Source organism: Bradyrhizobium sp. in8p8, from assembly GCF_000426845.1.
Lineage (GTDB): Bacteria > Pseudomonadota > Alphaproteobacteria > Rhizobiales > Xanthobacteraceae > Bradyrhizobium > Bradyrhizobium japonicum_C.
This window is the reverse complement of record NZ_AUGD01000014.1, coordinates 86,598-109,388: the sequence shown is the minus strand read 5'-3', so window position 1 is coordinate 109,388 and position 22,791 is coordinate 86,598. Positions and strand designations below refer to the sequence as shown.

General features: G+C 62.8%; 23 protein-coding genes and 2 pseudogenes. 14 read left to right on the top strand and 11 right to left on the bottom strand.

Features of this window, described 5'->3' with window-relative positions; genetic code table 11:
* Positions 1–8: 8 nt before the first annotated feature.
* Positions 9–653, bottom strand: coding sequence for a DsbA family protein (locus K408_RS0129615; RefSeq protein WP_024342003.1), 645 nt, complete (start codon positions 651–653; stop codon positions 9–11).
* A gap of 29 nt (positions 654–682) precedes the next feature.
* Positions 683–2,506: a protein-disulfide reductase DsbD gene (dsbD, locus tag K408_RS39130; RefSeq protein WP_029674426.1), complete on the bottom strand. Its 1,824-nt coding sequence runs from the start codon at positions 2,504–2,506 to the stop codon at positions 683–685.
* Positions 2,507–2,610: 104 nt separating this feature from the next.
* Here dsbD and K408_RS0129605 point away from each other — a divergent pair, with 104 nt between their 5' ends.
* Together K408_RS0129605 and K408_RS0129600 are read left to right on the top strand one after the other, a co-directional pair.
* Positions 2,611–3,273: a response regulator gene (locus K408_RS0129605; RefSeq protein ID WP_024342005.1), complete on the top strand. Its 663-nt coding sequence runs from the start codon at positions 2,611–2,613 to the stop codon at positions 3,271–3,273.
* Positions 3,270–4,583 carry an ATP-binding protein gene (locus K408_RS0129600; RefSeq protein ID WP_024342006.1) on the top strand — a complete coding sequence of 438 codons (1,314 nt, stop codon included), beginning with the start codon at positions 3,270–3,272 and terminating at the stop codon, positions 4,581–4,583. The genes K408_RS0129605 and K408_RS0129600 overlap by 4 nt, the downstream gene beginning before the upstream one ends.
* A 43-nt stretch (positions 4,584–4,626) precedes the next feature.
* Here K408_RS0129600 and K408_RS39125 read toward each other — a convergent pair whose 3' ends face one another.
* Complete coding sequence (locus tag K408_RS39125; RefSeq protein WP_024342007.1) at positions 4,627–5,511, bottom strand: MBL fold metallo-hydrolase; 885 nt, start codon at positions 5,509–5,511, stop codon at positions 4,627–4,629.
* 75 nt (positions 5,512–5,586) lie between these two features.
* Between K408_RS39125 and K408_RS39120 the strand changes: the two genes are divergently transcribed.
* The 3 genes and pseudogenes from K408_RS39120 to K408_RS39115 all read left to right on the top strand — a co-directional run bounded on the left by K408_RS39120 (position 5,587) and on the right by K408_RS39115 (position 7,294).
* Positions 5,587–5,931, top strand: a complete 345-nt coding sequence (locus K408_RS39120; RefSeq protein WP_024342008.1) for an ArsR/SmtB family transcription factor — start codon at positions 5,587–5,589, stop codon at positions 5,929–5,931.
* 18 nt (positions 5,932–5,949) lie between these two features.
* Entirely contained in the window at positions 5,950–6,396 is a 447-nt protein-coding gene (locus tag K408_RS41370; RefSeq protein WP_245265928.1) for a rhodanese-like domain-containing protein, read from the top strand.
* A gap of 119 nt (positions 6,397–6,515) precedes the next feature.
* A pseudogene (locus tag K408_RS39115) lies at positions 6,516–7,294 on the top strand (sulfite exporter TauE/SafE family protein).
* A 216-nt stretch (positions 7,295–7,510) separates the two neighbouring features.
* Here K408_RS39115 and K408_RS0129575 read toward each other — a convergent pair.
* Positions 7,511–8,044, bottom strand: a complete 534-nt coding sequence (locus tag K408_RS0129575) for a cytochrome b (protein WP_024342010.1) — start codon at positions 8,042–8,044, stop codon at positions 7,511–7,513.
* A 73-nt stretch (positions 8,045–8,117) separates the two neighbouring features.
* The gene (locus K408_RS0129570; RefSeq protein ID WP_245265929.1) at positions 8,118–8,840 is read right to left on the bottom strand and encodes a COG4705 family protein; all 723 of its coding nucleotides are present in this window, start codon (positions 8,838–8,840) and stop codon (positions 8,118–8,120) included.
* Positions 8,841–9,276: 436 nt separating this feature from the next.
* Between K408_RS0129570 and K408_RS0129565 the strand changes: the two genes are divergently transcribed.
* The 6 genes from K408_RS0129565 to K408_RS39100 all read left to right on the top strand — a co-directional run bounded on the left by K408_RS0129565 (position 9,277) and on the right by K408_RS39100 (position 13,707).
* Complete coding sequence (locus K408_RS0129565; protein WP_024342012.1) at positions 9,277–9,525, top strand: PilZ domain-containing protein; 249 nt, start codon at positions 9,277–9,279, stop codon at positions 9,523–9,525.
* 8 nt (positions 9,526–9,533) lie between these two features.
* The gene (locus tag K408_RS39110; RefSeq protein WP_051160729.1) at positions 9,534–10,088 is read left to right on the top strand and encodes a phosphatase PAP2 family protein; all 555 of its coding nucleotides are present in this window, start codon (positions 9,534–9,536) and stop codon (positions 10,086–10,088) included.
* A 167-nt stretch (positions 10,089–10,255) separates the two neighbouring features.
* The gene (locus tag K408_RS0129555) at positions 10,256–10,615 is read left to right on the top strand and encodes a PepSY domain-containing protein (RefSeq protein WP_028146047.1); all 360 of its coding nucleotides are present in this window, start codon (positions 10,256–10,258) and stop codon (positions 10,613–10,615) included.
* A 144-nt stretch (positions 10,616–10,759) separates the two neighbouring features.
* Positions 10,760–11,548, top strand: a complete 789-nt coding sequence (locus K408_RS39105) for a COG4705 family protein (RefSeq protein WP_024342015.1) — start codon at positions 10,760–10,762, stop codon at positions 11,546–11,548.
* Positions 11,549–11,618: 70 nt separating this feature from the next.
* The gene (locus tag K408_RS0129545; protein ID WP_024342016.1) at positions 11,619–12,296 is read left to right on the top strand and encodes a winged helix-turn-helix domain-containing protein; all 678 of its coding nucleotides are present in this window, start codon (positions 11,619–11,621) and stop codon (positions 12,294–12,296) included.
* A complete protein-coding gene (locus K408_RS39100) occupies positions 12,283–13,707 on the top strand; it encodes a HAMP domain-containing sensor histidine kinase (RefSeq protein ID WP_155248690.1) in 1,425 nt (474 codons plus the stop codon). The genes K408_RS0129545 and K408_RS39100 overlap by 14 nt, the downstream gene beginning before the upstream one ends.
* Positions 13,708–14,142: 435 nt before the next feature.
* Here the strand turns inward: K408_RS39100 and K408_RS39095 are convergent.
* Together K408_RS39095 and K408_RS0129520 are read right to left on the bottom strand one after the other, a co-directional pair.
* A pseudogene (locus K408_RS39095) lies at positions 14,143–15,202 on the bottom strand (HoxN/HupN/NixA family nickel/cobalt transporter).
* Between the two features lie 7 nt (positions 15,203–15,209).
* On the bottom strand, positions 15,210–15,488 hold the full coding sequence (locus tag K408_RS0129520) for a metal/formaldehyde-sensitive transcriptional repressor (protein WP_024342019.1): 279 nt from the start codon (positions 15,486–15,488) through the stop codon (positions 15,210–15,212).
* 106 nt (positions 15,489–15,594) lie between these two features.
* Between K408_RS0129520 and K408_RS0129515 the strand changes: the two genes are divergently transcribed.
* From K408_RS0129515 to K408_RS0129505, 3 genes are read left to right on the top strand one after another with little or no spacing between them, the layout of a single operon-like run.
* Positions 15,595–15,876: a metal-sensing transcriptional repressor gene (locus tag K408_RS0129515; RefSeq protein WP_024342020.1), complete on the top strand. Its 282-nt coding sequence runs from the start codon at positions 15,595–15,597 to the stop codon at positions 15,874–15,876.
* 14 nt (positions 15,877–15,890) lie between these two features.
* Positions 15,891–17,108 (top strand): efflux RND transporter periplasmic adaptor subunit, encoded by a 1,218-nt coding sequence (locus K408_RS0129510; RefSeq protein ID WP_024342021.1) that lies wholly within the window; start codon positions 15,891–15,893, stop codon positions 17,106–17,108.
* A gap of 1 nt (position 17,109) precedes the next feature.
* Positions 17,110–20,349: an efflux RND transporter permease subunit gene (locus tag K408_RS0129505; protein WP_024342022.1), complete on the top strand. Its 3,240-nt coding sequence runs from the start codon at positions 17,110–17,112 to the stop codon at positions 20,347–20,349.
* Between the two features lie 337 nt (positions 20,350–20,686).
* Here the strand turns inward: K408_RS0129505 and K408_RS0129500 are convergent, their stop codons facing one another.
* From K408_RS0129500 to K408_RS0129490, 4 genes are all read right to left on the bottom strand, one after another.
* Positions 20,687–20,902 (bottom strand): hypothetical protein, encoded by a 216-nt coding sequence (locus tag K408_RS0129500; RefSeq protein ID WP_024342023.1) that lies wholly within the window; start codon positions 20,900–20,902, stop codon positions 20,687–20,689.
* A gap of 192 nt (positions 20,903–21,094) precedes the next feature.
* Complete coding sequence (locus K408_RS43155; RefSeq protein WP_210163713.1) at positions 21,095–21,400, bottom strand: DUF2127 domain-containing protein; 306 nt, start codon at positions 21,398–21,400, stop codon at positions 21,095–21,097.
* 23 nt (positions 21,401–21,423) lie between these two features.
* Positions 21,424–21,588 (bottom strand): hypothetical protein, encoded by a 165-nt coding sequence (locus K408_RS43150; RefSeq protein ID WP_210163714.1) that lies wholly within the window; start codon positions 21,586–21,588, stop codon positions 21,424–21,426.
* A gap of 289 nt (positions 21,589–21,877) precedes the next feature.
* Positions 21,878–22,651: a COG4280 domain-containing protein gene (locus K408_RS0129490; protein ID WP_028146045.1), complete on the bottom strand. Its 774-nt coding sequence runs from the start codon at positions 22,649–22,651 to the stop codon at positions 21,878–21,880.
* Positions 22,652–22,791: the final 140 nt, after the last annotated feature.

Below are 22,791 nucleotides of genomic sequence, written 5' to 3'. Positions count from 1 at the left end.
CCCGTTGCTCACTTCTTTGCGCGGGCGCGCGCGTCGGCGGCGACGCGCTTGAAGCCTTCGTAGTTCAACGCCTGCGTCACCCGGTACTGGCCGACGATGTAGGCGGGCGTGCCCATCAGGCCTAGCGAATCGGCCTGGGCAAGATTGCGTCGCAGGAGCTTGGTGATGTCGTCGCCGTGGGCCTTCAGATCGGCATCGAGACGATCCATGTCGACGCCGGACTTCGCGATCGCTTCACGCATACGCTCGGCCGGAATCTTCGGCCCGGGAATTCCCATCATCGCGAAGTGCGCGGCGTCGTAGCGGTTCTGATACTTCGCGGCCAGCGCCCACTGCGCACCCTTGATGGAATCCGGCGTCAGAATCGGCCAATCCTTATAGACGAGGCGAATCTTGCCGTCGGTCTTCACCAGCCGCTCGAGCTCTGGCTCCGCCTGTTTGCAGAAGGGGCAGTTGTAGTCGAAGAAGACGACGATGGTCAGATCGCCCTTCGGGTTTCCCGCGGTCGGCGCGGCCGGATCGTAGAGAATGGCTTCGCGCGATATGTCCGCTTCGCTGGGAGCGTCGTCGGCGCGCGCGGGGCCGACCAGATAGCGGGCGCCCGCGACGGCGATCATTTGGGCGAGCGTGCGTCTGGAGACGTGCTGAAGCATGTTAGTTTTCCTTGTTCTGGGAGTTGAGGTCAGTCGGCCGAGGTGGCCGCCGACAGCTTTCCGACCAGGGCGTCGGCATCGACCGCGCCGACGATTTTGACCGTCGGATCGACGCTTCCGAGCGTGCCGAACAGCAGAATGGTCGGCGGCCCGACGATGTCGAAGCGCTTCATCAGGGCTCGGCTCGCGTCGTCGACGGCGGTCACGTCGGCACGCACCATTCTGAAGGCTTGCAGGCGTGCACGGACTTCAGGTTTGCGCAGGACGGCATCCATGCCCCTGCATTCGACGCACCACTCGGCGGAGAAGTCGAGCATGACGGGCTTGCCGTCCGCGCGGGCCGTAGCGAGTTCGTCGTCCAAGGCGGCGACCGATCGGATCGTTCGGACGGGGTCTTCGGATCCGGTCTCGCGCGTCACGAACCGATCGAGGATGCGGGTCGCGTTGAGACTGTCGTCACCTGCCGATCCGATCATCAGGACCGAGCCAATCAGAAGCGAAATGCTCGCCAGGCCCATGGACACAAAGCGCCATCGACTGTGCGTCATAAGGAATTGCGTTCCGAGATAGACGGAGACACCCGTCGCGAGCGCGCCCCAAAGCTGCAGCGTGGTCTGCTGCGACAGAACGCGGGAAAAGATCGAGATCGCGACGGCGAGCAGGATGAAGCCGAAGGCATGCCTGACGCGGACGAGCCAGCGACCTGGCTTCGGCAGGAACCGCGGTCCCAACGCTCCGAAGACCAGAATCGGCACGCCCATGCCGACGCCGAACAGGAAGAGGGCCGCCATGCCGCGCATCACGTCGCCGGTGCGAGCGACGTACAGCAGGGCCGTGGCCAGCGGAGGTGTCACGCAGGGGCCGGCGATCAGTGCCGATCCGAATCCGAGAACGGCGGCTGCGGCCAGCGGTCCGCGACCGCCTCCGGAGGCCGCGCCCGATATCCGCTCGACCAAGGCGGCCGGCAGCTGGATCTCGAACAGGCCGAACATAGACAGCGAGAGGGTGACGAGGACGGCGCTCATTACGCCAAGCGCAACCGGCGTCTGCAGCAGGATCTGCAGGTTCTCTCCGGATCCGGACCAGGCTGCGAACGCACCAAGCGTTGCGTAGGCCGATGCGGACGCTCCGACAAACGTCGCCGCGAGGGCAAGCCCCCGGCCGAACGAAAGACGCTCCTGCGACCGGGCCATCAGACCGAAGAAGATCGGCACCAGCGGGAAGGTGCAGGGTGAGAACGACAATAGAATGCCGAAGCCGAAGAACGAGGCCAGCATGCCGCCGAGCGTCACCCAGTGGGAGATGCCTTCGCCAGGTGCGGGCGCGATCGTCGCCGAGACGCCGTCGCTCGCTCCAACCGCGGCATCCGGAGCGTCCACGAACGATGAGGATCCGGACGAGGACGGGGCGGTGGCGTCGCGGTCCTTGAGGGCCAGCGTTTCCAGATTGATCGTCTTGGCGACCGGGGGGTAGCAGATTTGGTACTGTTCCGCACAACCCTGATAGGTCACTGCGATTTCGCGCAGCCCTCGCAGGTCGGCAGATGGGATCTGGGCTTTCGCCGAGTTCCGATAGATCTCCTGCGGCCCGAAATCCGGATCGTCCTTGGGTTCTCCCTGGGGCGTTTGGACTGTGACAGGTGCCCCGGGAGGCACCGCGTTCTTGGCGGCGATCATTGCGCGGTAGAGGTAGCTGCCCGGCCCTATCGCCCAGGTGAGCGACAGCCCCGCGTCGTCGCGCGAAACCTTCAATTGGAACGCCTGGTCGGCGGAAGGCGGCGTTCCCGCCCGGCCGGGTGCGAACGGTGACAAGAGAACGAGCAACAGGATCGATAATAGTCCAAAGCGGGGCATGTTCGGTATCGGTCCGGTGTTTGTGAGCGGATACCGCGACATGAATATGGGCTACCTTAAGCCAGCCTTAAGGCTGGGGACCGAGAGGAACCTCGGAGGTACTGATGCGCATACTCGTCGTCGAAGACGATCCGATCCTGGCCGATGGTCTGCGGACGGGACTGTCCTTGACCGGCGCCACGGTCGACGCGGTCGGCACCTGCGAGGATGCCGACACCGCGCTCGCGACGTCGCGCTACTCGGCGGTCGTGCTCGACATCATGCTGCCGGATGGAAGCGGTCTGGATCTGTTGCGCAAGCTCCGGGGACGCAGGGACGCGACGCCCGTCCTGCTCCTGACGGCGCGCGACAGCGTCGGCGACAAGGTCTCGGGACTGGATTCCGGAGCTGACGACTATCTGGCGAAACCATTCGATCTCGATGAACTGGCAGCGCGCTTGCGCGCCATCGTCCGCCGGGAAGGCGGTCGTGCGGCTCCGGCCATGACCCACGGCGCCATCGTGCTCTCGCCTGCTGATCTCTCGGCAACCGTCGCCGGCGAGCCGATCAACCTGTCGCGCCGCGAGTTCGCGATCCTGGCGGCGCTGATGGAGCGTCCGGAGCAGGTCCGTTCGCGTGCCGAACTGGAAGAGCGCCTCTACGGATGGCAGGAGGACGTCGAGAGCAACGCGGTCGAGGTTCACATCCACAATCTCCGCAACAAGATCGGCAAGGACACGATCCAGACGCTGCGCGGCGTAGGCTACCGGATGGGGACAGCCCGATGAGGTCCTTGAGACTGAGGCTGTTCGCGATGCTGCTCGCAGCGACCGGGATCGTCTGGTTGGCGGCAGTCGTCTGGATCTACGTCGGAAGCCGCGACGAGGTGGAGCACGTTCTCGACACGCGCCTGCAGGAGGCCGCGCGCATGGTGGCCTCTCTCGCGTCCGGCTTTGACACCCTTCCGGGAAGCTCAACCCCGTCCGCGGTACAGCCGCTCGGCAGCTACGAACGTCAACTGTCGTGCCAGATCTGGTCGCTCGACGGTCGCATGGTCGCGAAATCGAGCGGCGCGCCCGACCAGCAGCTCTCGCCCGCCGCCTCCGGCTTCTCGGACCGGATCATCGACGGCGAACCCTGGCGCGTGTTCTCGGTCGAGGACGCCGATCACAATCTGCGTGTGATGGTGGGGGACCGCGTCGGGCTGCGGGAGCGTCTGGTGACCGACCTGATCAAGGGGCTGATGTGGCCTGCGCTGCTGATCGCACCGCTGCTCGGCGCCGCGATCTGGGCGAGCGTGGGACAGGGCCTGCGCCCACTGCGGCGGATGGCTCAGGATCTCGGCGCGCGCGAGCCGGACGACATGCGGCACGTCGAGACCGAACGTGCTCCGACCGAGGTCAGGCCGCTCGCGGTCGCCTTGAACGGGCTTCTCAGCAGGGTCGAAGCCGCGCGCCGGCATGAACGCGAAGTGACAGCCTTCGCGGCACACGAACTGCGCACACCGCTGGCGGGCCTGAAGACGCAAGCCCAGGTGGCTTTGGCCGCCGACGACCCAAAGGTCGTGCGCGGGGCGTTGGAACAGATCGTCACCGCTGTCGACAGGAGCGCGCGCCTGGTGCGCCAGCTCCTGACGATCGCAAGGCTGGATTCCGACACCGCCGATGCACCGTTGGCGCCGGTCGCGGTCGGCCCGATCCTGGAGGAGATCGTCGCCGCAACTCCAAGGCACGAACGGACGACGGTGACGATCGACGAGAGCGTCAGGACGATGACGCTCAACACGAATGCCGAATGTCTTCAACTCGCGCTTAGGAACCTGCATGAAAACGCAGTGCAGCACACGCGCGAGGGACGGGTCGCGTGGACGGCCCGGGGCCACGCGCTCGTCATCGAGGACGAGGGGCCGGGGATCCCCGCCGACGAACTCGACCAAATCGGAAAGCGCTTCTTCCGGGGCAGACTGAGAAGTCCTATCGGAAGCGGTTTGGGCCTTGCGATCGTCAAGCTCGCGCTTGCGAAGGTCGGGGCGAAACTCACCCTATCGAACCGCGAGGGTCGCAGCGGCACCAGATCGGAGCTGACGTTCGACGTATGATGCCGACCGGTGCCGCGGCATGTGACGCGCGATTGTCTCGGGCCTATACGCAGGTCTGCGCCCCGCCCTTCAGCTTCACTGGGATCGTGAGATAGCGCACCCCGTTGGCTTCGGCCGGCGGGAATTTGCCGGCGCGAATGTTGACCTGAATGGAAGGCAGCAGCAGCCTCGGCGCCGACAGTTTGGTGTCGCGCGCCTCCCGCATGGTGACGAATTCGTCTTCCGAAACGCCTTCCTTGACGTGGACGTTGTTCTCGCGCTGCTCGCGTACCGTGGTCTCCCACGCGAAAGTGTCGCGGCCGGGAGCCTTGTAGTCGTGACACATGAACAGCCGAGTTTCCTGCGGCAGCGACAGCAGCCGCTTGATCGACCGGTAGAGCTTGTGAGCATCGCCGCCCGGGAAGTCGGCGCGTGCGGTGCCGTAGTCAGGCATGAACAATGTGTCGCCGACGAACACGGCATCCTCGATCTTGTAAGAGATGTCCGCCGGCGTGTGCCCCGGCGTGTACAGAACCTCGACGTCGAGTTCGCCGATCTTGAAGCGCTCGCCGTCGCGGAACAGATGATCGAAGTCGCTGCCGTCGGTCTTCAAGTCGGTCGCGTTGAAGATGGGGCGGAAGATGCGCTGCACGTCCTTGATGTGCTCGCCAATGCCGATCTTCGCGCCGGTCTTCGCCTTGATGAACGGTGCGCCCGAGAGGTGGTCGGCATGCGCGTGGGTCTCCAGCACCCATTCGACGATGTTGCCCGCTTGTCCGGCGGCTGCCAGCATCGCCTCGACGGAGCGCGTATCCACCTCGCCGGAATTGTGATCGTAGTCGAACACGGGGTCGATGATCGCGGCCTTTTTCGTCGCCGCGTCGGCGACCAGGTAGCTCACCGTGTTGGTCGGCTCGTCGAAGAACGGTCGGATGATTGGTCGTGACATAATGGAACTCCTGATGTCATGTTCGCTTGTCTTGGCGAGATATTAGCAATACCTAATTGAGCAATGACTGAAATAATGGGAACAGGGCGGTGGCCTCAGCAACGTCGATCCGGAAACTTTCGAAAAGCAGGCGGTGAGGTTGCCTCCATCCTGCGCGCTCTCGCCAATGAGCGTCGGCTGATGATCCTGTGCAGGCTCTTTGAATGCGGGGAGGACAGCGTGAGTTCCCTCGCCGAGGCCGTCGGCCTGTCGCAATCGGCGCTCTCGCAGCATCTCGCGAAGATGCGCGACGAGGATCTCGTCACTTTCCGGCGGGAAAGCCAGACGCTCTGGTATCGCATCACCGATCCGCGCATCGAGCAGCTCTTCGCCACGCTGCACAAGCTGTACTGCGCGCCCGTCAAAGCCAAGAGCAGATAAGCCAAGAAGGAACCAGGAATGTCGCTACCGACTATCAACCCGACGGACGCCAGCCGTCCTCACGATGGGGGCGCCACCCTCATCGACATCCGCGAAAGTGACGAGCACGCGCGCGAGAAGATACCGGGTGCTCGAAACCTGCCGTTGTCGAAACTCGACGAGGCTGATCTTGCGGCGCATCACAAGCCGATCATCTTCCATTGCAGGAGCGGCGCCTTTACCCAAGCCAATGCGCCGCGGCTCGCTGCAAAACTCGATGCCGCTTGCGAGGCCTTCGTCGTTGATGGCGGGCTCGACGCTTGGCGCAAGGCTGGTCTGTCGGTCGCGATAGACCGACGTCAGCCCATCGAACTCCAACGTAAGGTGCAGATCGGGCCGGAAGTCTTGCCTTCTTTGGCACGCTGCTCGGCCTTCTGGTGTCGCCCTGGTTCTTCGCCGTGCCGGCTTTCGTCCGTGTTGGACTGATCACCGCTGCGGTCACCGGCTGTGGCATGGCCCGCATTCGGATGCGAGCGCCCTGGAATCGCGCGGTTTACGGCGCGCCGGCGCGAGCTGCGTGACGCGTGAATTTGGGAGCTTTCGCTATGTTATCGCTCACCCAAGGCGCGCTCGGTCTCGCCTCCGGCGCGCTGGTAGGCTTCTCGCTGGCCTAGTCGGAGGCGGCGGCTCCATTCTGGCCGTTCCACTGCTGATCTATTTGGTCGGGGTATCGGACCCGCATGTCGCGATCGGGACCAGCGCCATCGCCGTCGCGACGAACGCTGCCGCCAACTTGGCGAACCACGTCCGCGCCGGTAACGTGAAGTGGCGCTGCGCCTCGGTGTTCGCGCTCGCAGGCGTAGCCGGCGCCTTTCTCGGCTCCACTCTCGGCAAGATCATCGATGGACAGAAGCTGATCGCCCTCTTCGCCATGGTCATGCTGGTGGTGGGCGCGCTGATGCTGAGGGGCCGCTCCGGAGAGGGCGAGCCGTCGGTGAGGCTCAACCGGGAAAATCTGCCGAAGCTTGTGGCCTTCGGCCTCACCACGGGAGCCCTATCCGGCTTCTTCGGGATCGGCGGTGGCTTCCTCATCGTGCCCGCCCTGATCGCAGCCACCGGCATGCCGATCTTGTACGCGGTGGGTTCCTCGCTCCTGGCGGTCACCGCGTTCGGGCTGACAACTGCGGCGAACTACGCGTTGTCCGGCCTTGTGGATTGGTCTCTCGCCGGGTTGTTCATCGTCGGCGGCGTTCTCGGCGGGCTTCTCGGCGCCCGCTCCGCGACCTCCCTCGCTGGCCGCAAAGGCGCGTTGAACACCGTGTTTGCGGCGCTCATATTCGCAGTCGCAATCTACATGCTGGTCCGCAGCCTGGGTCTGTTGTGATGGACCTGGGCAGGCCGGCTGTTCCGAACGTGACCGGGCGCGAAAGCCATGAGAGGCGTGGCCGACCCCTCAAGGAGGGGCCGGGCTCCTGAACGGGTGGCCTTCCAGCTGGTCACTCGATGACGCGCCCGGCATGGAAATCTATCTGATTCCGAGATCCCGCGGATGAAGCTGCAATGCTCCACGCCGCCCGCGAACGCGCGCGACGAAAGGGCTCTATCGTAGCATCCGCTGCACGACCCCATCGCGGTACAGCAGGATGTGCAATAGGGCTGCCGACACATGGATAACGATGAACGCCAGCAGGGTCCATTCCATGGCTTGGTGGAGGCCATCAATGGCTCGAGCGGCGGTCGCATCGACAGAGCCCAGCATCGGCAGCGGCGTCAGGAACAAGAAGGAGACCGACCAGCCACGAAAAGAGGCGAACAGCCATCCTGTGAGCGTCGTCGCGAGCACCAGCGCGTAAAGCGACCAGTGCACCATTTCCGAGCTCAAGCGCTGCCAGGTGGACAGCGAGCTCTCTGGCGCGACAGGATGGGTAAGCCGCCATGCGAACCGCAGCAGCATTACGGCCAGGATCAAGACCCCAAGGCTGGCGTGGAGGGTCATGGCGATGCCCGGCTGCTCGCCTCGGTGAATGTCCGGCATCAGCCATCCAATCGAATATTGCGCGAGCAGCAGTACGACAACGAGCCAGTGAAGAACTCTCGCGGTGGTGCCATACTGCAATGGGGTCGCTGTTCGCATATCCTGCACAGGCTTCCTTTGGGAGCTGTCTTCACCTGATGCTAGGCCGCGCCTCGCCAGGTGGGCGTAGGGTCTAGACTGCATCGCTGGCGAGGCGCCCTGCCGGATGTCTGCCAGCCCGCTGCGGGAAAATCAGGAGGCAGGCGACGATGAAGACGGCAATCACGGCCGAGGCGATTGGGCGGCTCAGGTGCAGGCCGCCCTGGCTGACCGGCTTGTCGAAGAAGTCGCCCACGGTTGCGCCCAATGGTCGTGTCAGGATAAACGCTGCCCAGAACAGCAGAACCCGCGAAACTGTGGTCCGATAATACAGTGCGGCGAGGACGGCAAGTCCTGCCGCAAAGACGATCGCCCCGCCTTCGTACCCAAGCCCGGTCGAATCGGCCGTCCAGTCGCCCAGAGCGGTGCCCAGGGTTTGCGAGAAGGTGATCGCCGCCCAATAGAACGCCTCGACCTTTGGCGTGTTCACGGTGTCGACGGAGATCGAGCCCTGCGACCAGTACCACAAACACAGGGTAAAGATGACGCAAGCAAATAGGATCGAGGAGCCGCCAGCATAGCCGATACCGAGCGAGCGATCGGCAAAATCAGCCATGGTCGTGCCGGCCGTGGTCGATGCGATGATGGTGGCCCAGTAAAGGAACGGGTGGAACCTCTTCGCTGCGGTCTGCATCACGACCAAGACCGCAAGGATCGAGAGAAACAGCGCGGTGCTGGCGAGGTACCCCCAATGCAACGTCATGCTAACGGTATCGCCGCCGGTCTCGCCCAGCGTGGTGGCGGCGATCTTGATCACCCAGAACGAGAGAGTAACCGCCGGTACTTTGGTGGCAAAATCCTGCAGCTCGATTGAAGCAGACGGTGATGAGAAGTCCTGCCCTGCATGGCGACCTGCATTTCTCTCTTGCATGTGAGCACCTCCTGATTTGAACGACGCGACAACGCGCAGAGTGCAATCTGTTCTCCTTCCGCGAGGTTACGGGCTCTATACAATTTCGTATTCTGCGGACTGCAAGGCGGCGCGAGGGCAGACTTGCAAACCGCAAGTCGAATGCTATCGCCTCATCCGGAAGGTGAGGACTGCGAGCGTCGCATGCATTAAAGCGCCCCCTACTCGCCAGAACTCGTCGAGCCGACATTACAAATCGGTATAGTTTTGGTGAGGGCCCAGTCAGGTGTTGACTGCTAGGCTCCTGTTCTCGTCGGATGGATCGCGCCGAGTTGGGGCAGTCATGGAGAAGCGGCAAGCGGAGAGACGGCGCACCTTCAAGGGTGGCAAGATTGTTTTCAACCACGGGCGCTCAATCATCGACTGCACCATCAAGAACCTGTCGCGAGGTGGCGCTGCGCTGAATGTCGAAAACACCTGCGGAATTCCGGACGAGTTCATCCTTCTTGTAAACGCCGACAACGCGCAAAAGGCCTGCCGGGCCGCCTGGAGAACGCAAACCCAGATTGGCGTTGCTTTCCTGGAGGCTTAGCACCACGCATGCGACAAGGTCTCGATATCGCGCTTACTCAGTGGCTCAACAGCTCGGCCGGACATCGTCCTATGCTCGATTGGTTCATGATCGGGGTGACGGATTACACGGTTCCGGTCATGGTTCTGGCGGTCGCGGTGCGGTGGTGGCAACGTGAGGACAGGGCAAACGAGAGGATGCTCGCGGTCGACGCCGGACTGACCTTTCTTTTCGGTCTCCTCATCAACCAGTTTATCCTGTTGTTTGTAAGTCGTCTCCGCCCCTACGAGCTAGGTATAACCCATCTCATCGTCGCACCCAGCTCCGACCCCTCCTTTCCTTCAGATCATGCCACGGCCGCGATAGCGATCGTCGCCGCGACACTGCTGCAGCATCGCCGGCTCCGCGCGCTGATCTTGGCGATTCCGGCGGCGCTGCTGATGGTCTCGCGCATCTACGTCGGAACGCACTACGTTTCGGACGTAGTCGGCGGCATGGGCACGGCGCTATTGGCGGCCATCGTGATGCGCGCGACAGTCGCCTTGCGTCAGCCGATCATCGAGGTGATCATCCGTTTTCCATAATGGATTTTTGGGTCCCGAGGCGGACCGCAAGTCGCGGCGCCCGTCGCGATATCCGGGCGATCATTACCAAAACGTATAGCGTCGGTCGAATTCAGGCAATGCTCTCCCGGTCATGGTTCGGCCTATCAGCGAAGCCTTCGCTTCGCGGCGGACGAAAGGAGGCACCAATGCTCAGCACCAAACTTATGACCGCTATCCTGGCCGGTACTCTTGCCTCGGGCGCGATCGGCGGCTCGGTCGCGGCTTACGCCAAAAACCGCGATGCTCCGACCGACGAAGCGGCGGTCATGGCCAACGCCAAGGTCAGTATGGCAGAGGCCATGGCAACCGCAGAACAAGCGGTCGGCGGCAAGGCCGTCGGCTCGGGCATCGAGGATCAAGATGGTACGGTCTATCTCGAAGTGCAGGTCCTCAAGGGCGGCACCCGCCACAAGGTGCTGATCGCCCCCCAATCGGGCAAGGTGGTGAAAACCGTCACTGCCCACAACGAGCAGAACGAGAACGGTCACGAAGGCGACGACGACTGATCTCGACGACTGGGGCCGCTACACGGCGGCCCCAGTTCCTTCCTCTCGCGCATCTTCTCGAATGTTTTTTGACCCTCGGCTTGCGCGTCGAACGCGCGGGAGCCGTACGCAATTGGCAGCAGTTCTCGAATAGGAGCCGATCCGATGCATGCAACCCAGCCGCCCCTAAGCGCCATCTACAATCGCGTACCGAAGGTAACAGTCGACTTCTGGTTGATCAAACTGATGGCTGTGACCGTCGGCGAGACGGCGGCAGACTTCCTCAACGCAAATCTGGGTCTCGGCCTCTCGAAGACATCCTTGCTGATGAGCGGGCTCTTGCTCGCCGCGCTGATGGTGCAGTTTGCGCAGAAGAGATATGTACCCTGGATCTACTGGGTGACCGTGGTTCTGGTCAGCATTGTCGGCACCCTGCTCACCGACAGCCTTGTCGATCACCTCGGCGTCAGCCAAGAGGCCGCCAGCATCGGCTTCGCCATCGCGCTCGCGGCAACCTTCGCCGTATGGTATCTGGTGGAAAGGACCCTTTCCATTCATACCATCTACACCACCCGGCGCGAACTGTTTTACTGGCTGGCCATCTTGTTGACGTTCGCCCTCGGCACGGCCGCCGGAGACCTCGCCGCTGAAGGCCTGAACCTGGGCTATCTGCAGGCCGGGCTGGTGTACGGCGCAGTCATCGCCGTTATTGCATTCGGCTATTTCGGGCTGAAGATGAACTCCATCCTCGCATTCTGGCTCGCTTATATTGTGACGCGCCCGATGGGCGCATCCTTCGGCGATCTCCTGTCGCAACCGATCGGAAATGGCGGCTTGGGACTTGGCACCGTGATCACGAGCGCGGTGTTCCTGACCGTTATTGCCGGCGTGATAGTCTATATGACGCTCAGCCACGAGGGCGAGGAGGCCGTTCCGGTCGAGCGGCGCGTTTGACGACGCGCCGGCATTGTAGGATCGTACCTGATCGCGAGGCGGCGGGCTCATGCGATGGGAGATGCAGGCGATGCGTGTTCTTGTAATCGAGGACGACGCCGAGACGGGGTCCTATCTCAGGCGGGGCTTGCGGGAACAGGGTCACGTGGTGGACATCGCGACAAATGGTCGTGACGGGTTGTTCATGGCGACCAGCGAGGCCTACGATATCCTGATCGTCGACCGGATGCTTCCCCATCTCGACGGCCTCTCGGTGGTCAAGACGGCCCGTGCGACGGGACTCAAGACCCCAGTGCTCTTTCTGACAACGATGTCTGGCGTCGGTGATCGCGTCGAAGGCCTCGAGGCCGGCGCGGACGACTACCTCGTCAAGCCGTTCGCGTTTGCCGAGCTGTCGGCCCGGATCAATGCCCTGGCCCGACGGCCGCCAATGGCCCAAGTCGAGACCGTGTTGAAAGTCGCGGACCTGGAGATGGACCTGATCAGCCGAGAAGTGCGCCGCGCCGGTCTGGACATCGACTTACAACCCCGCGAATTCCGTCTGTTGGAGTATTTGGTGCGCAATGCCGGTCGGGTCGTAACGCGCACGATGCTCTTGGAGAGTGTCTGGGATTTCCATTTCGATCCGAAAACGAACATCGTAGAAACTCACATTAGCCGGCTGCGGTCAAAAATCGATCGCGGTTTCGACACTGAGCTGATCGAGACGGTTCGCGGTTCAGGATACATTCTCCGTGCCCGCCCCTAGACTTTTTAGAAGCACGGGGTTCCGCTTCGCTCTGCTTCACACGGTCGTCTTCGTACTGTCCGTCTCTGTCATCGCCTGGGTTGCCGAAATCACGGTGACGTCCGCTCTTGAGCATCAGGCGCGGGACCGCATGGACGCGGAGTCTTCGTCGCTGCTGGCCGAATATCGGCGCCACGGCATGGAGGGCTTGCGCTCTACGATCGAGGAGCGATCTTCGGCCGCCAAGCGGCGTCTGCATTATGCCATTGTCAATGCCGAAGGCCACGTCCTGATCGGTGAAAGCTATCTGGCTGAATTTGCCGCAACGTCGACCGCACGACCGAAGATCGTGCCTCGGTCCCATGGCGAAGACGCAACCGACCAGATCCTGGTGGAGTCGACTGCATTGGCAAACGGCTTGACGCTCGTCGTTGCCGACAATCTCGAAAGCGTCGAGGACGTCGAAGATGTGGTCCTGAATGGGTTTTTCATCGCGCTCGGCCTTGCACTCGTGCTCGGTCTGGCGGCTGGGATCCTCTTCACCCGCTCGCTGCTCAAGCGGGTTGACCACGTCAGCCGGACTGCGGAAGCAATCATTGCCGGCGACTTGTCTCAGCGCATCGCCCTGACGGGCTCGGGCGACGACTTCGATCGGCTTTCCGCGACCTTGAACACGATGCTCGATCGCATCGCGGATTTGCTTGAGAGCCTGCGACAGGTCTCCAGCGATATTGCCCACGATCTCCGGACACCGCTCACTCACCTGCGCCAGCGCCTCGAGTCCGCCAAAGCGCGGGCGTGCTCGCCAGTCGATTATCAACGTGCCATCGATCAGGCCATCGAGAACGCAGACCAGCTCCTCGAGACATTTTCGGCACTCTTGAGAATCGCGCAAATCGAGGCCGGGGCTCGACGCGCGTCGTTCCGTTTGGTCGATCTGGAGGAGGTCATGCGGACGGTTGCGGATGCTTACGAGCCGACAATCGAGGACGGCGGCCGAGCTTTGGAGTTGCAACTTGCCGACGAGCTTCCGATCAATGGCGACCGCGAGCTTCTGATCCAACTCTTTTCCAACCTGATGGAAAACGCGCTGCGGCATACACCGACGAAGACGCGCATCGTCTTGCGCGGATTTCACTCGCGCGGCACAGTCATCGCGGAGGTGAGCGACGACGGTCCCGGCATCCCGGAACCCGAGCGAGATCGCGTGTTCCGGCGATTTTACCGCCTGGAGCGGAGCCGCACCACGGCGGGAAACGGCCTTGGACTTAGTCTGGTTGCTGCCGTTACCGATCTCCATCAAGCCGTGATTGAACTGTCCGACAACAAACCAGGTCTCAAGATCACGCTGCGATTTCCGGATGCGAGCTCTGGAACGGGTGCCGGACGCGAGAACGGCTTGGCCGTATCTTGCGTCTCTCACAGTGAATAAGCGAGGTCGACGCGCCTGACGCGACCTTCGGCCAGATTGCGAAGGAGGCTGGCGAAAAGTCGCCGGTCGAGCCAGTACGGATTCTGTTTGCATCGATCGTTGGCGAGCGCACGAAAACGTCGAAGCTGGCGGTAATGGCCTCCACTCAGACATCCCGCCGTGTCGCAGAAAGGTAACGCCCTCGCAGTGAAGGTACTGCAGGTGCACTTCGCTGCGAAGGTAGGTCACGAAGGAGTGGGCCGCGCTGGGTTTCGATGGGCATTTGGCAAGGACAGCCTGACGTATGGAGCCGATGTGATGTGGATTCCACGGCGGATCGGCGGCGATCTGAGCGGCTACGGCGCTAGGCGGGGTGCGACGACCACAGCAATCGAGAGCAAGCGTGCGCCCATCCCTGGTCTCCTGCTTGACACCAGGCCTCTTTCTCCGCGCATCCTACAAGACGAGTTCGTGCACGCCCATCCACCCCGTGTAGAGCCCGACGAGGACGATCAAGGCTGCAGACACATAGGGGGCCCCGTGGGCGAAGCGGCTGAAGCCGCGCCAGTTCCGCTCGACGTGTCGCAGGCTGAGGGCCGCAAGGACGCCGGCCGATACCATGGTGATTGCCAGGCCGATGCCGAAGCATAGCACCAGGAGGAAGCCGAGAGTGAACTGCTTCAACTGGATGCAGAGCAGCAGAACGGTGATCGCGGCCGGACAGGGAATCAGCCCGCCGGTAAGACCGAAGAGAAGGATCTGCGCGGTCGTAGCCGTGCGGCCCGCGAAGCGCGTCCGGATGTCGGCCGCATTGGCGCGCGTGAGCGTCGTCCTCGTCGCCCAGATCGATGTGGTCGTGATCGTGTTCATCGAACAGAACCTCGGCGGTGTCGCCGGCGAGTGCGACGCGCGCCTTGAACGCGTGCGGCTCCGGAATTTCATCAAGGCTCTCTAAGTATCCGTACTTGGCGACGAACCCGAACGATTGCTCGGCGCCGTCCTCACGGATCGTCGTCACCCGGATGCCGCCGGCTGGCGGGAGCGCGCCGGTGTCGTTCCGCATTCGCCAGCGCGGCGGCGCGTCGTCTTCGTTGATCTGCAGCGAGAGCGACTGTCCGGCCAGCGAGACGGAGTGCGGCTCGTCGTGATGGTGGTGGTCGTGCTCCTCGTTCTGCTCGCTCCGGGTGCGCCAGACCATCCAGCCGGCTATGCCGATGATGATGACGGCGGACGCGAGTTGCAGGTAGGCCTCGCTGCGTTCGCCGGAGAGTTCTTGGCCGAAGTAGAGGCCCGCGAGCGCAATCGCCCAAACGATCGCCGTGTGGGAGATGGTCGCGGACAGACCAAGGAGCGCGGCCTGAAGCACGGTGCCCCTGACGGCGACGATGAACGCCGCCATAATGGTTTTGGAATGACCGGGCTCGAGACCATGCAGCGCGCCGAGGAGGATCGCGCTAGGCACGAACAGCCATGCGTTTGCGCTGCTCTGCTGGAGCAGTTGAGACAGGTCAGGCATCTCCGGCTCACTTCAAGTACGTTCGGACGACCTCGATCAGGTCAGCTGCGCCCTTGGCTTTTTCCGGATCCTTTTCGTGCGCGGGATCGACGACGTGATGGCGGATGTGATCCTCGAGCAGTTCCGTGGTCAGACCGCCGACGGCGCCCCGGACCGATGCGACGAGCATGAGTACGTCGGCGCAGCCCAGTTCCGCCTCCAGAGCCCGCTCGACCGCGTCAAGTTGTCCCTTAATGCGCCGGACGCGGGCAAGGAGCTTTGACTTGTGTGTGATGGTGTGCGACATGCACCATAAGATAGGGGGGTATCCTATGATAGTCAACTACGATACCGCAGTCAGTTCTGCCCCTTCCAGATTAGGAATATCCCCTCCACGAGGATAGGATATAGGGATGACGAAGCAGCACGCCCATGAAAGCCACGTCCGGATCGTCAAGCGCCTGAAGCGCGCGGAGGGTCACCTTCGCCGCGTCATCGAGATGTTCGACGACGGGCGCTCCTGCCTGGACCTGGCCCAGCAGCTTCACGCAGTCGAGAAGGCGATCACAGAAGCGAAGCGGACGCTGATCCACGATCACGTCGACAACTGCCTCGACGTCGCGGCCAACGGCGGCTCCTCGAAGCCGACCAAGACCGTACTCGCCGAGTTCAAGGCGATCTCGCGCTATCTATGACCGGGAGTCGCCCGATGTCCTCTCGAAACTCCCTATGGGTTCTCGGTCTGGCCGCCATCGTCGCGGCGGGCGCGTTCGCGGCCTGGGAGCCGGGCGCGCCGGCGCTACGCAAGACGGTGGGCGTAGCCGCAGCCGGGCCGCCGCAGCCACCCCGCCCGCAGGCGGAGGAGCGCAAACCCATCATCCGGATGGACGAAGAGCGGATTGCCTTGGCCAAAATCGAACAGACCAAGGCCGGTCCGGCCACGATTGCGACGAGGCTGTCCGTCCCGGCCGTCATCGCGCCGGACGCCGACCGGGTGGCCCACGTATCGGTGAAGCTGTCGGGAACGGTCGCCGAACTCCGCAAGAACATCGGCGACGAGATCGCGAAGGGCGAGGTTCTGGGCGCGTTGGAAAGCCGGGAGGTCGCCGACGCCAAGAGCGAGTTCATGGCGGCCCGCCTGTCCAACGATCTGCAGCAGGATCTGACGGCCCGCGACAAGTCCCTTTGGGAAGGCCGGGCGGTGCCAGAGCAGCAGTACATCAAATCGCGCAACGCTGCCGCGCAGACGGCGATGCGCCTCGACATCGCACGGCAAAAGCTGCTTGCGCTCGGTATCGAGGAAAGCGAGATCGCCTCGATCTCTCACGCGCCCGAGGGGGCGCTGCGGCTGCAGAACATCCGGGCGCCGATTTCCGGGCAAGTGGTCGAACGCAAGGTGGAGCGCGGAGCCGCCGTCGGAAGAGACAGCCTCGAGACCGAGCTCTTTGTCATCATCGACCTCAGCAGGGTCTGGGTCGAGATGACGGTCAACTCGTCCGACCTCCCCGCGGTCCGAGAAGGGCAGGAGGTTGCGGTCTCCGTCCGAGGTGGAAGCAGCGTAGGGACGGGCAAAGTCATCTTCGTCAGCCCGTTGCTGGACAAGGAAACGCGGGCCTCGCGCGTCGTCGCCACCCTGGACAATCCGGATCGGCTCTGGCGTCCCGGATCCTTCGTGACGGCGGCGATCGCCGTGGAATCGCGCCAGGTCCCTGTGGTGGTGCCGGCGACCGCCGTGCAGACCGTGGATGGACGGAAGGTCGTGTTCGTGCGGATGTCGGAGGGATTCGAGAAGCGGGACGTCGTGCTCGGCGGCCGCGACGATGGGATGGTCGAAGTGACGTCCGGACTCGCCGCCGGCGAAACAATCGCGTCATCGAATACCTTTCCACTGAAGGCCGAGCTCTCCAAGCCTGGCGACGAGGACTGAGATGATCGCGCGTATCGTCGAATTCTCCGTCCGGCGCCGCTGGCTGGTTCTGCTGGTAGTGCTGGTCGCTGCGGCGACCGGCCTCTGGTCGCTGACAAAGCTGCCGATCGACGCCGTGCCGGACGTGACCAACGTCCAGGTGCAGGTGAACGCGGTGGCGCCGGCGCTGACGCCGGTCGAGATCGAGAAGCAGGTCACGGTCGCGCTGGAGACGGCGCTGGCCGGCATTCCTGGCCTGGAGTCGACGCGATCGTTCTCCCGGAACGGCTTTGCTCAGGTAACCGTCGTCTTCGTGGACGGCACGAACATCTACTTCGCGCGGCAGCTCGTCGCCGAGCGCATCAACGACGCCAAATCCTCGTTGCCCCCGGGGGTGGAAGTGAAGATGGGGCCGGTCTCGACCGGCCTCGGCGAGATCTATTGGTGGGCGGTCGAATACGAAAAGCCTGGCGCCACGGCGCCCGTGCGTGATGGCAAGCCGGGCTGGCAGAGCGATGGCAGCTATCTCACGCCGGAAGGCGAGAGATTGACTGACGACTTTCGACGGACGGTCTACTTGCGGACCGTGCAGGACTGGATCGTCCGGCCGCAGATGAAGACGGTACCGGGCGTGGCCGGCGCCGACGCGATTGGCGGATTCGTGAAGCAGTATCAGGTGCAGCCGGATCCAGCGAAGCTGATCGCGTACGGCCTTTCATTCAAGCAAGTCATCGATGCAATCGAAGCCAACAATGCCAGCAGAGGCGCCAACTACATCGAGCAGAACGGTGAAGGGTACGTGGTCCGCGCCGCCGGGCGCGTCGCGAACGTCGAGGACATCAGACAGATCGTGGCCTCGACCCGCAATGGGGTGCCGGTGCGGATCAAAGACGTCGCCGACGTCACCATCGGGAAGGAGCTGAGAACCGGAAGCGCCAGCGTCAACGGACGCGAGGTGGTCCTCGGAACAGCGCTGATGCTGATCGGCGGGAACAGCCGCACCGTTGCTGCCGCGGCGGACTCCAAGATTAAGGATATCAGTCGGGCGCTGCCGCCGGGCATACACGCCCGGACAGTGCTCAATCGCACTCAGCTCGTCGACGCCACGATCCTCACGGTCGCGACTAACCTGGCGGAAGGAGCGCTGCTGGTGATCGCCGTGCTGCTCCTGATGCTCGGCAATTTCCGGGCGGCCCTTATCACTGCGTGCGTCATTCCCATCACCATGTTGCTGACCGCGACGGGCATGCTGCGGGGGCACATCAGCGCGAACCTGATGAGCCTTGGCGCGCTCGACTTCGGTCTGATCGTTGACGGCGCGGTGATCATCTGCGAGAACAGCCTCAGGCACCTCGCCGAGCGGCAGGTCGCCCTGGGACGGACTCTGACGCGCGACGAACGGCTCAGGACGATCTCCGATTCCGCGGTCGAGATGATCCGGCCGACCGTCTACGGCCAGCTCATCATCATCCTCGTCTACGTCCCGCTGCTCGCCTTCACCGGCGTGGAGGGCAAGACGTTCGAACCGATGGCCCTGACGGTGATGATCGCACTGGCGATGGCCTTCGTGGTCTCCCTGACCTTCGTCCCGGCGGCGACGGCGATCACCCTGACAAAGTCCGTAAGGGAGACCGAGAACTTCCTCGTCCGCCGACTGAAGGAGGCTTATGAGCCGATCCTGTCGCGAAGCATCGCAAGTCCGGGCGTGGTCGTCGCGTCGGCGGCTGTGCTCTGCGCCGCCTCGCTCGCCTTGTTCTCACGTCTGGGACAGGAATTCACGCCGACGCTCGACGAAAAGAACATCGTCATGGAGGTGAAGCGCGTGCCGAGCACGGCCTTGGCCCAGTCGCAGGCCATGCAGCTCGAGATCGAAAAGGTGATCAGCAAGTTCCCGCAGGTCGCCTTCGTGTTCTCCCGCACCGGCACGCCGGATCTGGCGGCCGATCCGATGCCGCCGAGCGCGTCCGACACCTACATCATCGTCAAGCCGCAAAGGGAATGGCCCGACCCCTCGATGACGAAGGACGATCTCATCCAGGCCATCGAGGTGGAGGCGACCAAGCTTCCCGGCAACAAGGTCGGCTTCTCGCAACCGATCGAGATGCGCTTTAACGAATTGATCGCGGGGGTCCGTGAGGATCTCGGCGTCAAGGTGTTCGGCGACGACTTCGCGGACATGCAGCGTACGGCAGCCCGCATTGCGGACGTCCTGCGGAAGATCGATGGCGCCGAAAACGTGAAGGTCGAGCAGACCACCGGACTGCCGTTCCTTGACATCAAGATCGACAAGGCCGAAATCGCAAGGCGCGGCCTCAATCTCGCAGACGTCCAAGACCTGGTCGAGACTGCTATCGGCGGGCGCGCAGCGGGGCTAGTGTTCGAGGGGGATCGGCGCTTCCAGATCGTGGTTCGGCTGAACGACGCGCTGCGCGGCGACATTTCCGCGCTTGAGAACCTCCCGGTTCCGTTGCCGCATTCGAATCCGATCGCACCGGCGGCGACCGTACCCCTGCGTGCGGTCGCGTCGTTCGAGCAGACCGAAGGGGCCAACCAGATCAGCCGAGAGAACGGCAAACGGCGCGTCGTCGCCACCGCAGAGGTCCGCGGGCGGGATATCGGATCGCTAGTCACCGAAGCGCAGGAAAAGGTCGCGGAAGGGGTGAAGCTGTCCCCAGGAAGCTACTTGGCCTGGGGCGGACAGTTCGAGAACTTCTCGGTCGCGCGCCAGCGGCTCGCCATCGTCGTCCCCGGATGCTTCGCGATGATCTTCCTGCTGCTCTTTGGGGCGCTCGGGTCGGCACGCGATGCGCTACTGGTTTTCAGCGCCGTGCCGCTCGCCCTGACCGGCGGAATTGCCGCTTTGTGGCTGCGCGGCATGCCGTTTTCCATATCGGCAGCTGTCGGCTTCATCGCATTGTCCGGTGTAGCCGTGCTCAACGGTCTGGTGATGTTGACCCAGATCCGGTCGCTGATCGAGCGAGGGGTGGCGCCTGTCCGGGCGATCCGCGACGGAGCCCTGACACGCTTTCGCCCCGTCGTCATGACAGCTCTCGTGGCCTCGCTCGGCTTCGTGCCGATGGCGCTGGCAACAGGGACGGGCGCGGAAGTGCAGAAGCCGCTTGCCACGGTCGTCATCGGCGGATTGCTGACGGCGACAGTACTCACGCTCGTGGTACTACCAGCACTCTACGCAAGGTTCACGAGGCGACAGCAGATCAGTTCTGTTCTTGAACGAAGTGGAATGCCTCGGGCGGCTGAATGATCGGACAGGCCAATTTCTTCGGCCTTGGTCCCACATCGGAGGGCATCTTAGTGGCCTCCGCGGCCGCACTCAGTTCGGTAGTCACGCGCACACCCTCTAGGGCCCTTCGTGGGCAGGCGACTAGTGAATTCTGCCGCGCCCGACTTCCCCGCAAGCGCTCGTGTACGCCGGCATCGGCTGCAGATCCGGGAATGCTCATGCATTTTGGGCGTGCCCTGCCCTTCGTCGGCCATGAGCCGGCACGTCGCGGCACATATGTCGAGCATCCTGCAGATCATCTCCTCGTCGGAGGCCGTCTGGAGGGTCGCAGATGTCGGCACAGCCCAAGCGCACTCGGCTAGATGTGGGTCATTGAAAGCCTCCCGTCATACCGGCTGTTGTCCACGTCGATGGTGCTGATAGAGCCTGCGACGCTCAATCCTTTGCCAGCTTTGAGCAGGTTCTTTGTCGTCGCAAGACTTGCCTGTGCCACTTTCACTCTGGCGAGGGCCGGCAGGAGTGGTCCTTGCCCTAAATCGTCGATCTTGAAGCGCGGTTCGCCGACCGCCACCAATGTCGGAAACCGACACTCCGATGGGCGATATTTCCTGTGCCTGCCTCGACGATCCCCGCGCCGGCGAAATAGGACTCAAAGGATACCTTTGGCGGTGAGACAGCAGCTAGGGCGATGCGCGGCGATTGATTGCCCTGAATCACTGAGGCGCCTGGCAACGGCAAGGCCGGCGACTGCATGAATTGTCCGGGGCTATGGGCCGATCGCTGCATGATGCTTTTGCAAATGGCGGTACTCGTGCCATGTCAACCAAATCACGACTACATCCAATAGCGTGATCAGCAAGAGCCAGACCGAATGGGTATGGCTAAATCTGTAGAGCTGATAGAGAATGAAGGACACAAATACGACAATTGCCGCTGGGTAATACCACAGCTTTTGGCGCAGCAGTCCGGCAATGAGTAAGGCTTTGGTTATTCCGTGGCTGAGCAGACATATCGACGCGAAATTTTGGGTGTCCAGCGAGAAGCTGTGTGCCGTCTGGAGCAGATAGCGCACGACGACGTCGCCAGGATCTTCGGTCAGCTCTTCGCGGTTATTGCAAGGATGGCGCTCAAAAGGAACTGCTGGCTGACGAAATGCGCGGTGATGCCAGCGAATATCTCCAGTAGAGCGAAGACGCCCTTGATCGTGAGGCTAATCCGAAATGCGAGACGAAGGTTCTTTTCCTGAAATGGATTGCTCATGAACCGGTAAGCCCAATTGCATCGATCTACTTACCTCGAAGGCGATTGCTCACTCAGCATTGAAATTCGTTTCGTCTCCGTGAGCGATGGTGTCGCGCCGCCAACATAATATTTGTGAGCAGTATCGCAATGCATCCGACGAACAGGATTGGGGCGTTCCAGCCGCCGAATGTTATCCAATGCGGAAGAACGGACCCGGCGCCCACACACCAGATCACAAGCGTACCAGCGAGGCTGCCATCATCGACGAACAACCGCCAAAGCTGGCGCAGCACGCCAGAAAGAGAACTCATTTGTTGGCTCCGGATGGCACGGTCGCCCGCCGAGCGAGTTGCGCCCCGACCAGCGATGTCGTGAGGAGCAACGCGAACATCGGGATCAGCGCAAGATCGCGACCCGGCCATTCAAAGCCGAGTCCTTCGCCGACCCAGAAAATTCCGAACCCGGAGATCAAAATGCCAACGGCAAATTTGAGGGCGTTCTCCGGGACACGAGATAGCGGCCGATGCAAGACGATACCGAGAGCGATGACCAGAACGCCCGCAGCGGCGGCTCCAACGCTCGCCGGTATCAGCGCATTGCCGGGAGCACCGACTGCAAGGACGATGAAGACCACTTCGGTGCCTTCGAGCACGACGGCCTTGAAAGTCGTCCCGACCGCAATCGGGTCGAGCATGATGGTGGCCATCGGCCCGGCGGAGCGGAGTTGGATGACTTCCGAGGAGAAAGCGGCGATTTCGTCGTGGAGCGGGATAATGCCTGCCGCTCTGAGGATTGCCTTGCGCAGCCACCGCATCCCGAATAGCAGCAACAAGAATCCGATTACCAACTGAAGAAGCTCGATTCGTATCTGTCCCAGTAATGGCCCGAGCAGGGCAATCATCGCGGCGAGAAGCACGGTGCCGGCTGCCGTGCCAACAAGTGCAGGGCGCCATCCGCGCACAATTCCGACCGCCAGCACGATGGTCAGCGCTTCCACGAATTCGACAAGCGAGGCGAGGAATGCCGCCAAGAAAGAGGGAGCCGAATGGGTCCAGGTATGTAAGGTGGCGGCGACGGGCATGGAACGTTACGCGTGATTGTGAGCTCGGCCTCTGCCGCGCCCGACCAGCCTGCTCAGCCTACGATGCTTGGCTCTCAACATATACACGCCAGCTCCAGCGCAAGTCCCGACGCGGCAGTTCGAATCAGATTACGGATTCG

What these genes read in the sequence shown, in the direction of transcription:
- K408_RS0129565 (WP_024342012.1), top strand. Translation starts at nt 9,277, where the DNA reads ATGGAGAAGCGGCAAGCGGAGAGACGGCGCACCTTCAAGGGTGGCAAG.
- K408_RS43150 (WP_210163714.1), bottom strand. Translation starts at nt 21,588, where the DNA reads ATGAGCAATCCATTTCAGGAAAAGAACCTTCGTCTCGCATTTCGGATT.
- K408_RS0129545 (WP_024342016.1), top strand. Translation starts at nt 11,619, where the DNA reads ATGCGTGTTCTTGTAATCGAGGACGACGCCGAGACGGGGTCCTATCTC.
- K408_RS0129555 (WP_028146047.1), top strand. Translation starts at nt 10,256, where the DNA reads ATGCTCAGCACCAAACTTATGACCGCTATCCTGGCCGGTACTCTTGCC.
- K408_RS0129520 (WP_024342019.1), bottom strand. Translation starts at nt 15,488, where the DNA reads ATGTCGCACACCATCACACACAAGTCAAAGCTCCTTGCCCGCGTCCGG.
- K408_RS0129600 (WP_024342006.1), top strand. Translation starts at nt 3,270, where the DNA reads ATGAGGTCCTTGAGACTGAGGCTGTTCGCGATGCTGCTCGCAGCGACC.
- dsbD (WP_029674426.1), bottom strand. Translation starts at nt 2,506, where the DNA reads ATGCCCCGCTTTGGACTATTATCGATCCTGTTGCTCGTTCTCTTGTCA.
- K408_RS0129605 (WP_024342005.1), top strand. Translation starts at nt 2,611, where the DNA reads ATGCGCATACTCGTCGTCGAAGACGATCCGATCCTGGCCGATGGTCTG.
- K408_RS0129490 (WP_028146045.1), bottom strand. Translation starts at nt 22,651, where the DNA reads ATGCCCGTCGCCGCCACCTTACATACCTGGACCCATTCGGCTCCCTCT.
- K408_RS0129505 (WP_024342022.1), top strand. Translation starts at nt 17,110, where the DNA reads ATGATCGCGCGTATCGTCGAATTCTCCGTCCGGCGCCGCTGGCTGGTT.
- K408_RS0129515 (WP_024342020.1), top strand. Translation starts at nt 15,595, where the DNA reads ATGACGAAGCAGCACGCCCATGAAAGCCACGTCCGGATCGTCAAGCGC.
- K408_RS39105 (WP_024342015.1), top strand. Translation starts at nt 10,760, where the DNA reads ATGCATGCAACCCAGCCGCCCCTAAGCGCCATCTACAATCGCGTACCG.
- K408_RS0129510 (WP_024342021.1), top strand. Translation starts at nt 15,891, where the DNA reads ATGTCCTCTCGAAACTCCCTATGGGTTCTCGGTCTGGCCGCCATCGTC.
- K408_RS39120 (WP_024342008.1), top strand. Translation starts at nt 5,587, where the DNA reads ATGGGAACAGGGCGGTGGCCTCAGCAACGTCGATCCGGAAACTTTCGA.
- K408_RS39125 (WP_024342007.1), bottom strand. Translation starts at nt 5,511, where the DNA reads ATGTCACGACCAATCATCCGACCGTTCTTCGACGAGCCGACCAACACG.
- K408_RS39110 (WP_051160729.1), top strand. Translation starts at nt 9,534, where the DNA reads ATGCGACAAGGTCTCGATATCGCGCTTACTCAGTGGCTCAACAGCTCG.
- K408_RS0129615 (WP_024342003.1), bottom strand. Translation starts at nt 653, where the DNA reads ATGCTTCAGCACGTCTCCAGACGCACGCTCGCCCAAATGATCGCCGTC.
- K408_RS0129575 (WP_024342010.1), bottom strand. Translation starts at nt 8,044, where the DNA reads ATGCGAACAGCGACCCCATTGCAGTATGGCACCACCGCGAGAGTTCTT.
- K408_RS41370 (WP_245265928.1), top strand. Translation starts at nt 5,950, where the DNA reads ATGTCGCTACCGACTATCAACCCGACGGACGCCAGCCGTCCTCACGAT.